7 protein-coding genes and 2 riboswitches are annotated in these 9,653 nt (G+C 46.9%); of the genes, 6 read left to right on the top strand and 1 reads right to left on the bottom strand.

All coding sequences use genetic code 11. From position 1 onward, the window contains the following. Positions 1 to 117 precede the first annotated feature (117 nt). The 6 genes from ACFVRY_RS12320 (at position 118) to ACFVRY_RS12345 (ending at position 9,258) form a co-directional block, all read left to right on the top strand. Positions 118 to 2,127, top strand: coding sequence for a glycosyltransferase family 39 protein (locus ACFVRY_RS12320; RefSeq protein WP_387500467.1), 2,010 nt, complete (start codon positions 118 to 120; stop codon positions 2,125 to 2,127). Beyond that, on the top strand, positions 2,124 to 5,954 hold the full coding sequence (locus ACFVRY_RS12325; RefSeq protein WP_387500468.1) for a glycosyltransferase family 39 protein: 3,831 nt from the start codon (positions 2,124 to 2,126) through the stop codon (positions 5,952 to 5,954). Before ACFVRY_RS12320 ends, ACFVRY_RS12325 begins: the two co-directional genes overlap by 4 nt. A 64-nt stretch (positions 5,955 to 6,018) precedes the next feature. Then, positions 6,019 to 6,996, top strand: a complete 978-nt coding sequence (locus ACFVRY_RS12330; RefSeq protein ID WP_083205355.1) for a glycosyltransferase family 2 protein — start codon at positions 6,019 to 6,021, stop codon at positions 6,994 to 6,996. Beyond that, the gene (locus ACFVRY_RS12335; protein ID WP_387500469.1) at positions 6,986 to 7,390 is read left to right on the top strand and encodes a GtrA family protein; all 405 of its coding nucleotides are present in this window, start codon (positions 6,986 to 6,988) and stop codon (positions 7,388 to 7,390) included. The genes ACFVRY_RS12330 and ACFVRY_RS12335 overlap by 11 nt, the downstream gene beginning before the upstream one ends. 26 nt (positions 7,391 to 7,416) lie before the next feature. Then, entirely contained in the window at positions 7,417 to 8,094 is a 678-nt protein-coding gene (locus ACFVRY_RS12340; protein WP_387500471.1) for a class D sortase, read from the top strand. 107 nt (positions 8,095 to 8,201) lie between these two features. Next, positions 8,202 to 8,282, top strand: a riboswitch (cyclic di-GMP riboswitch). A 75-nt stretch (positions 8,283 to 8,357) separates the two neighbouring features. Further along, positions 8,358 to 8,438, top strand: a riboswitch (cyclic di-GMP riboswitch). Positions 8,439 to 8,451: 13 nt separating this feature from the next. Further along, positions 8,452 to 9,258 (top strand): transglutaminase domain-containing protein, encoded by an 807-nt coding sequence (locus ACFVRY_RS12345; protein WP_387500472.1) that lies wholly within the window; start codon positions 8,452 to 8,454, stop codon positions 9,256 to 9,258. A 189-nt stretch (positions 9,259 to 9,447) separates the two neighbouring features. Here ACFVRY_RS12345 and ACFVRY_RS12350 read toward each other — a convergent pair. Beyond that, positions 9,448 to 9,653: hypothetical protein (locus ACFVRY_RS12350; RefSeq protein ID WP_387500473.1), on the bottom strand; the 206-nt coding region annotated here is incomplete at its 5' end.

Genomic DNA, 9,653 nt, shown 5'->3' on the forward strand with positions numbered 1-9,653 from the left:
TCTGAGAAATCCATCCTGCGGCCCCTTCGATTTTGAAGGGGCCGTTTTTTTTGTGGGTTTTACGTATCGGACTTTCCATCATCCAATATTTAGATTATATTGTTGAAGAGGTGATAAATGTTGTCCAGCAGTCTAAATCGGGTAATTATCTATTGCAAGAACAACCCTTGGCTCGTTCTAATGTTCCTGCTGGGAGCGATGATCCGGATAGTGTACATTGGTTCCATTCCGCCAGGATTGAATCAGGACGAAGCGTCGATCGGATATGACGCCTACGCTATACTTCATTATGGTATTGACAGAAACGGAATCCACCTGCCAATTCACCTGATCGCCTGGGGCAGCGGGCAAAATGCGTTGTATGCCTACTTGTCCATGCCGTTTATCTGGTTATTCGGATTATCACCGGTAACGGTGCGGATGGCGAGTCTGCTTATGGGGCTAGTGGGTATGGTAGTGTTCTATCTTTTGTCCAAAAGACTCTTCTCCTCCCCTGCCGCCGGTCTTGCCGCCATGTTCTTTATCGCTATTAATCCATGGCATATCATGATGTCGAGGTGGGCGCTGGAATCGAATCTGTTTCCCACGTTGATTCTGCTCGCTGTGTATTGCTTGCTTCGATCGTTCGAAGCTCCGAAATGGTCCTATGCGTTTACAACTGTCCTATCGTTGTCGCTTTATGCCTATGGGACTGCCTATTTTTTTGTTCCGGTATTTGCTTTGGGAACTGTAATTCTTCTATTGTATAGAAAAGCGCTGAAGCTACGGACCATTCTATGGAATGGTGTACTGTTTATCCTGCTGGCTTTGCCGATTCTATCCTTTATAATGATCAATCGCTATCAACTACAGGGCTTTTCTACCCCGATCTTTTCCATCCCAAGATTAACTACACCGCGAGTGGAGCAGATCTCCTCGGTCTTCGGCGGGCAAATGTTCGACACGGCCTGGAGCAATCTCCGCGAATTTTTCAAGATCATGCTCAGTGGAAGTGATGGTCTGCCGTGGAATTCCATATCACCATACGGTTACGCCTATTCTCTTGGATTGCCCTTTGTCCTGGTAGGACTTATTGTTATAATAAAGTCTTTACGGAACCGGGATTCTTACGGCACTGGTCAGTCGGTGATCTTGTTTTGGTTCTTGACTGCTATTCTGATGGCAACCATTACGAATGTGAACATTAACAGGATTAATGTTATTTTCTACCCTGTAATTCTGCTCATTGTCGCCGGCTTCTTGTGGCTTGGCCGTAAGATCAAGGGAGCGGGCCTGGTTGCAGCGGGTGGATTCGCCTTATTTTTCGTTTTGTTTGGTATGACGTACTTCCGTGATTTCCCGGGGAGGATCGGACCTGACTTTTATGAGTCCGTCGGGGAGGCCATCCAGTATGCATCTGCGGAGACTGAAGGGAACATCTATGTTACTGATAAGGTCAACATGCCCTATATCTATGTGCTCTTTTATGAAACTATCAATCCCCATGATTTCGTGGAGACCGTTAGCTATACCAATCCGGGCGCTCCTTTTCAGCTAGTAAGCTCATTTGGGCGTTACAGGTTTGGAGGTCCGTCGATCGTTCCGGGTGAGCGGGCGGCATATATCTTTTGGAATGGTGATCCTCTCCCCGCCGGGGGTGAAGGATACGAGATTAAGAGATTCAAGAACTACACTGTAGTTGTTGACCGCGAAGGAATATCACCTATGAGCCCTCAGGATACTGGGTCCGACGATGACCGTCATGAACTGATGAACGGAGGATTCGAGGAAGGGGCGTTGCACTGGACTTTTACAGCCGGGACAGGAATCGGGACCAATAATCCGTATCAGGGAAGTTCGCTCGGCTATCTTGATCCTGGTACAGAAAAGTCCGTTGCCCAATGGATTTCCCCGCAGAATTCCGGGGAGTACAAGATCTCGGCAATGATTAGCGCAGGCGGGGGAGGCGGAAAGTTTGGTGTACGGGTTAACGGCGCCATCCTTACTGAAACCGAACTCACCGAAGGTGCAAGTTATCATGAGATTGAACTTGCCGCAGTGAGCCTGCTAGAGGGTGAACAGGCGGAGATTTATTTTACCGGCGGAAACGGCTGGATTAACATTGACGAGGTGAGGATGGAACAATGATGATCAAGAATACACGTGCAGCCGCAATACTCATTGTCATATGCGCACTCTTCATGCTTCCGGTGACAAGCGTATTTGCGGAGGGCAACCTACTGCAGAATCCGGGCTTTGAGGATGGGGATGGCAGTGCTCCGTCCGGCTGGACAGAGGACGCATGGATTCCGGGGAAAGACGCTGGCTATGTGTCCGTGCAATCGTCCGAGGTCCATTCTGGCAGTAAAGCGGCTGTAATCGAGAATTTGCAGCCGAACCATTTGAAATGGGTTCAGACGGTTCAAGTAGAGCCGGATCACTTGTATAAAATTTCTGGCTGGGTCAAAGTGGTGAACGCAGCAAGCGGAGGCTTTGGCGCCGGTGTGTTCGTGGTTGGAGTAGGAGGTGGTTATCCAGGTGTCATGGAGACTGCCGGGGAATGGAAGTATCTAGAGTTCATCGGCAAGACAGGGCCAAATCAGAAGGAAATTGGAGTGGGTGCCAGTCTTGGTGGTTATGCCAGCCTGACTCAGGGCAAGGCTTACTTCGATGATTTGGCAGTAGAACCGCTAGATGCTGCCCCTGAGGGTAGCAATATCATCTCACTGGATAATAGTTCTGCGCCCCAAGGCGGGGACAGCAAACCTGCGGAAACACCGCATAAAATTTCTCCGGCGAAGTTGCTGCTGATTTCAGCGCTGTTCAGTGCCTTCTTCGCAGTACTCTGTAACCGGCTCTTCCGTAACAACAAATTAATGAAGCAACCGGATAACGTATACAGCCGGTGGCTATATATTTCAATTGGTGCAGCGCTGATTTTGCGGGTCTGGATCGGACTTACGGCGCAGGGTTACCAGAATGATATGAATACCTTTATTGCCTGGGGTCAGCGGATGCTGGATCTGGGGCCTGGTGGATTTTATGAGGAAGGATATTTCGCCGATTATCCGCCAGGATATTTGTACATATTGTATGTGCTAAGCGCGATCCGCGGGATATTTGGTTTGGCTCATGGTTCGGGTGGAGAGAATCTGTTATTCAAGCTGCCAGCGATCATTTCGGATCTGGTGCTTGGTGGACTGATTTATCGAGCGGCCCGCAAAAAACTTGGTTCCGGAATCGCACTTGGTCTTTCACTACTGTTCTTGTTTAATCCAGCGGTTCTTATCAATTCTGCTGCTTGGGGGCAGGCCGATTCCTTTTTCCTTATTTTCCTCTTGCTCAGCATTGAAGGAGCAGCTAACAAATCTCTGGTACGGGCAGCCATCTGGTTCGCCATTGCCACGCTTGTTAAACCACAGGCACTTATCTTTACACCGGTGCTGTTGTTTGCCTTTTATCATCAGCGGGCCTGGAGACAACTTGCGCTCGGTGCGGTATATGGCCTTGGGATCTTCGGTGTGCTGGCGGCGCCATTCTTCTGGAATAATGGTGGTTTAAGCGGACTAATTAATCTTTATAAAGCTACATTATCTTCTTATCCGTATTCAACCGTTAATGCCTTTAATCTTTATGCGCTAACCGGTCCGATGTGGTCGGCCTTGGATCAAACCTGGCTGGGAATCTCGTACCGGGGCTGGGGATTCGTCTTTATTCTAGTCGCTGTAGCGTTGGCGATGTTCTATTCATTCCAAAAGGATCGTAAGGATTTATCCAGATCATTCTTTATTGGTATGATACTGATAGTTACCGTCTTTGTATTAGGTACAAAAATGCATGAGCGCTATATGTACCCTGCACTGATTCTGGCTGTGTTCGCTTTTATTCAGAGTAAGGACCGGCGATTCCTAACGTTGTTCCTGGGGTTCAGCCTGACCCAGTATGTGAACGTTGGTTATACACTGGCCCATTTGAATGCAGGCAACAACCCGGAAGCGGATGGCATCGTTATAGTGACGGCGATCACCAATCTGGCCCTGTTACTATACATGCTTTACATTGGGTACGATGTATATGGAAGGGAACGGGTGAAGAGCTTGCCTCCTCTGCGTTCTGAGGAGGAGCAACGTTCGGAGGATCTGGGCTTAGTACAGAACATTCGGCTACTCAAGGACAAATCGGGGGAATCCCGATTCAAGCTGAAACTTAGTCGCAAGGACTGGTCCTGGATGCTTGTTATTACTGCTGTGTATGCAGCAGTTGCCTTGTTCCATCTGGGATCTACGAAGGCACCGGAGACTTTATGGGAACCGGCGGCTAGCGGAGAGAGCTTCTATGTGGATCTTGGACAGAGCAGGCAGCTTGAGCGTGTGAATGTCTTTGGAGGCGTTGGAACGGGCAAGTTCAAGCTGGAGTTCGGTGAATCGCCTGAAGCCTGGGGCAGTCCGCTCGAAGTCAATGAAGATGTCGGCAATGTATTCATCTGGAAAAGCCAACCACTGAGTGTGGCGGCAAGATATGTGAAGCTTACCGTTCTCTCGCCGGGGTTCACCTTGAATGAGATGGCCTTCTACGAGCAGAACGGAGGCAGAACACCGCTTCCGATTGCCAGCGTTACACCTGATGGGGGAACCGCTAAGCGGGGAGCACCCGGTAATCTGTTCGATGAGCAGTCGCTGATTCCGGAGTATTCCAATTTTATGAACAGCACCTATTTTGATGAGATTTATCATGCGCGGACCGCGTATGAGCATTACCACGGCATCGTACCGTACGAGAACACACATCCCCCATTGGGCAAGCTGCTGATTGGGATTGGGATGGAATTGTTCGGTGTTAATCCATTCGGCTGGCGGATCATCGGAACGCTGTTTGGAATTGCCATGTTGCCGCTGATTTATATGATGGCGTTGCGTTTGTTCAAGCAGACCCGTTATGCGGCGCTTGCATCAGGATTGTTCGCGCTGGACTTTATGCATTTTACGCAGACAAGAATTTCTACTATTGATGTGTATGGCGTATTCTTCATTATGTTAATGTTCTATTTCATGCAGCGATACTTTACATTGAACTTCTATAAGGTACCGCTCGGTAAAACATTGATTCCACTGTTTTGGTCCGGCCTGTTCTTCGGCATCGGTGTGGCCTCCAAGTGGATTGTGCTGTACGGCGGAGCGGGTCTGGCCGTAATGCTAGCATTGGCATTGGTTGACCGATACCGTGAATACCGGGCCGCCAAACGAGTGTTGGCCGAAGGCCACTTGAGCGATCAAACATTGGCCACTGCTTGCCGTAGTGCGGTGAACTCCTTTTGGAAGAATACTATTATAACGCTTGCCAGCTGTATTGGATTCTTCGTCATTATACCGGCGATTATTTACGGCCTGTCCTTTGTTCCCGCCTTGTCACCATCGGCGAACGGCTTTACTTTGCAGGGTCTGATTGATGCCCAGAAGAATATGTACAACTATCACAGCCAACTCGTTGCGACACATCCATTTGCATCCTCCTGGTGGGAATGGCCATTCATGAAAAGACCAGTATGGTTCTTTAGCGGCGGAGAAGGGTTGCCAGCCGGAAAGGTCAGCAGCATCGTAACTATGGGTAATCCGCTCATCTGGTGGACAGGAATCTTTGCGATGATAGGTTCACTGTGGCTGACAATCAAACGGAAAGACAAAAACCTGTTCATGATCTGGATCGCTTTCTTTTCTCAGTATGTGCCGTGGATGCTCGTACCGCGCGAAACATTCTTATACCATTATTTTGCCATGGTACCGTTTATGATTCTTGCTATTGTATATGTAATGAAGCTTATTGACAGTAGGTATCCGAATGCGCGGTACATTCGCTATGTTTATGTCGGCGTAGCGGCGCTGCTCTTTATTGCTTTTTATCCAGTGCTTTCGGGTATGCAGGTCAACGGAAGTTATGTGACGAGCTTCCTGCGCTGGTTCCCGTCGTGGGTGTTCTAAGATTTATGATTTCAGGGCTTGTGCTGCCACAGGCCCTATATAAACTTTACTAGGAGGAACAAAGGTGAAGGCCAGATACAGTGTAGTAGTGCCTATGTACAATGAGGAGGAAGTCATCAGCCATACTTACGATCGGTTAAAGCAAGTAATGGACAGATGCGGCGATTCCTATGAATTGATCTTTGTTAATGATGGCAGCCGTGACCGGACCGTAGAGATTATGCAGGAGATCAGTAACCGTGATGAACGGGTCAAGCTGGTGGATTTCTCACGGAACTTCGGGCATCAGATTGCGATTACAGCGGGTATGGACTATTCCTCAGGGGATGCAGTAGTGGTTATTGACGCTGATCTCCAGGACCCGCCGGAAGTTATTTTACAGATGATAGAGAAGTGGAAGGAAGGCTATGAGGTTGTCTACGGGAAGCGATTGAAGCGGCATGGGGAGACTCTTTTCAAAAAAGTGACCGCCAAGCTCTTCTATCGGTTACTCAGCAGCATGACCAGTGTGGAAATTCCCACGGATACCGGAGACTTCCGCTTGATAGACCGCAAGGTCTGCGATGTCCTGCGGGGATTGAAGGAGAAGAATCGTTATGTAAGAGGGCTGGTAAGTTGGGTAGGCTTCCGGCAGACCATGGTGGAGTATGTGCGTGAGGAGCGTTTTGCGGGGGAAACGAAATATCCGCTGAAGAAAATGATCCGTTTTGCCTTGGATGGGATTACTTCCTTCTCGCACAAACCGCTTAAAATTGCTTCCTATGTGGGGTTCTTCATCTCGTTTTTCAGCTTCCTGTATTTATTCTTCGTATTATTTCAAAAGGTCTTTACCTCATGGACCGTTCCAGGCTGGACCTCCATTGTCGGCGTTAATCTGTTGTTCAACGGAATCGTATTGATGCTGCTGGGCGTTATCGGGGAATACATCGGCAGAATCTATGACGAGTCCAAAGACAGACCACTCTACATTGTGCGTGAGACAAGAGGCTACCCTGAGGGAGAGCTGAAGGAGAGCCGGAAGGATAAAACTTATGTCCGATAATAACCGGAGGGCCGCGTTCATTCAATTCTTGAAGTTCAACGCGGTGGGCCTACTTAATACTCTCATCGACTTTGCGGTCTTTACCCTGCTCCATTCGCTTGGGATGATGTATGGGCTGGCGCAAGTGTTCTCCTACAGTGCAGGTACCGCCAACAGCTTTATCCTCAATAAAAAAGTGACCTTTCGGGACAGTAACCGCAGCGGCAAGAATGGATTTGATCGCATACAGCTGCTAAAGTTCATCATCCTGAATCTAGCTGTGCTTGGGATCTCTCTATTACTGATGCAAGTGCTTACGGATCGTTTCGGAGTGCAGGTACTACTGTCCAAAGTGTTGGTAACCTTCGTTACTGTAGTTATTAATTTTTTCGGAAGCCGTAAGTGGGTGTTCTAGGAATATAAAATACGGGGGTGAAGATCATGCGCAAGTTCTCTTATCTCATCATTCTTGCAGGAATTCTTGTCATGTTGTACCCGAAGGCTAATGAATGGTATGAAAATAGGCAAGAGCAGAAGCTGCTCGAAGAGGCAGAACATGGCTACAGTAATCTGGTCCCAGTCTCTGCCGATAACGATCTCAAAAGCAAATATGCTCAGGTAACGCAGTTGCTTGCAGAAGAGTCTGCCGTCGAGGAAAAGCAACCTCAAACGGAAGCACCTGCACAAGCAGAACCAGAACTTGAGGTTGGCGGAAAAGTAACTGCTTTAATTGAGATTGATAAGATCGGCTTGAAACTGCCTGTCCTTGAGGGGGCTACCAAGACCAATATGAAGCATGCGGCAGCTCATATGAAGGAGACGACTCCTATTGGCGAGATTGGCAATGCGGCAATTGCAGCTCATAGAGCGCGGACTACGGGAAGGCTGTTTAATAGATTGAACGAAGTGGCTATTGGCGATACCATCACAGTGAAGACTAATGCAGAGGAATTTGACTACGAGGTCTATGATATCTCTGTAGTAGACCCTACGGATGTATCCGTGCTGAACGGGAATAACAAGGATAAAATCCTGACGTTGATCACCTGTGAACCGTTAGTAAACCCAACACATCGCCTTATTGTTCATGCTAAATTGCCCCAGACGGCAAAAAAATAATGTTTTTTTAAGAGATTAGTGTTATCTTTTCAATAAATTAGAGTAAAACTATTAATTTAGGCTTTGAATATATATATGAATATGCTAGAATTAACTTAGAAAGCTAAACACGATAACGGCAAACCTATCGAAAGGTAGGGACGCAAAGCTAAAGGGTCTTCCCGTAAGGATGGCAGCCAGCTACCGAATGCAGAGGCTTTTTTTGTTGTCTTTCCAAGGTAAATCTAGTTGTTTTCTAGTAGATGCGAGGATAGATAAAGCTTATACGATAACGGCAAACCTATCGAAAGGTAGGGACGCAAAGCTAAAGGGCCTTCCCGTAAGGATGGCAGCCAGCTACCGAAAGGGGTTTTATCCATGAAAAAGTTTTATTTTGCATTAATGGCCCTGTTTGTAATGGTCACCTCTGTTAATGTCACTTCAGCAAGCGCTGCAAGTGCAGACGCGAAATGGCTGGATACCTCGAAGCTAAGTCAAGGCGTAGTGGGGGTCCAATATGATGTTCCGAAGGATAAACGCATCAAAGTTATGATTACCAAGGACAACAATAGCTACACTTACAATCTTTATTCCTCACAGCAAGTCGAATCTTTCCCACTTCAACAAGGCAATGGCTCTTATAAAGTATCTGTTCTGGAGAATACAACCGGCAACAAATATAAATCGCTCTACTCTGAAACTTTGGATCTGTCGCTTAACGACACTAACGCTGTATACTTGGGTTCCGTCCAAAATGTGAAATGGAATTCTTCCGATAGTGCTATTCTTAAAGCCAAACAGGTTACAGAAGGCAAAACAACTGTGCAAGGAAAAGTACAAGCTATTCATGATTACATTGTTGCCAATGTGAAATATGATTACTCGTTGGCTAATAGTGTGACTACCGACTATATTCCTAATATCAACAATACACTGACCAGTAAAAAGGGCATTTGCTACGATTACGCTTCTCTGTTTGCTGCAATGTCCCGTAGTGTAGGTGTTCCTACCAAGCTGGTTATGGGGAATACAAGTTATGTTGCTCAGTACCATGCTTGGAATGAAGTATTGATTGATGGTAAATGGGTGACGATTGATACAACTGTAGATGCCGGACTGGGCAAAAGTGCCCCGAACGATCTAATCAAAAGTTCGAGCAAATATACCGCAGCAAAATTCTATTAAAATGCATTGAATATGTTAAACAACCTGCTTAATTATTAAGCAGGTTGTTTTTTTATATTAGGGGTTGCTTTTTTGTTGGAAGATAGGGTATTATATAAAAAGTGTTGTTGAGCAGGGCAAAGTGCTGTGAAATGATTGAAAAAAAGAATTTCGAAAAAACACTTGCGCTTCTGAGAATAACGTGTTATATTATAAGAGTTGCTGCTGAGACATTAAGCGGACAACGAGAACAGCTTGATCTTTGAAAACTGAACAACGAGTGAGTATCGAATTCACGAAAGTGAATTCAAAATGAGAATGTAAATTCTCGTCAGATGTTTCAAAATGAGCAATCGCTCTTTCTAAATACCAATTTGGAGAGTTTGATCCTGGCTCAGGACGAACGCTGGCGGCGT

Source organism: Paenibacillus sp. NPDC057934 (assembly GCF_042887565.1).
Taxonomy (GTDB): Bacteria; Bacillota; Bacilli; order Paenibacillales; family Paenibacillaceae; genus Paenibacillus_AQ.

Excerpts from the sequence above, each read along its gene's own strand:
- ACFVRY_RS12320 (WP_387500467.1), top strand. The coding sequence starts at position 118 with ATGTTGTCCAGCAGTCTAAATCGGGTAATTATCTATTGCAAGAACAAC.
- ACFVRY_RS12325 (WP_387500468.1), top strand. The coding sequence starts at position 2,124 with ATGATGATCAAGAATACACGTGCAGCCGCAATACTCATTGTCATATGC.
- ACFVRY_RS12335 (WP_387500469.1), top strand. The coding sequence starts at position 6,986 with ATGTCCGATAATAACCGGAGGGCCGCGTTCATTCAATTCTTGAAGTTC.
- ACFVRY_RS12340 (WP_387500471.1), top strand. The coding sequence starts at position 7,417 with ATGCGCAAGTTCTCTTATCTCATCATTCTTGCAGGAATTCTTGTCATG.
- ACFVRY_RS12345 (WP_387500472.1), top strand. The coding sequence starts at position 8,452 with ATGAAAAAGTTTTATTTTGCATTAATGGCCCTGTTTGTAATGGTCACC.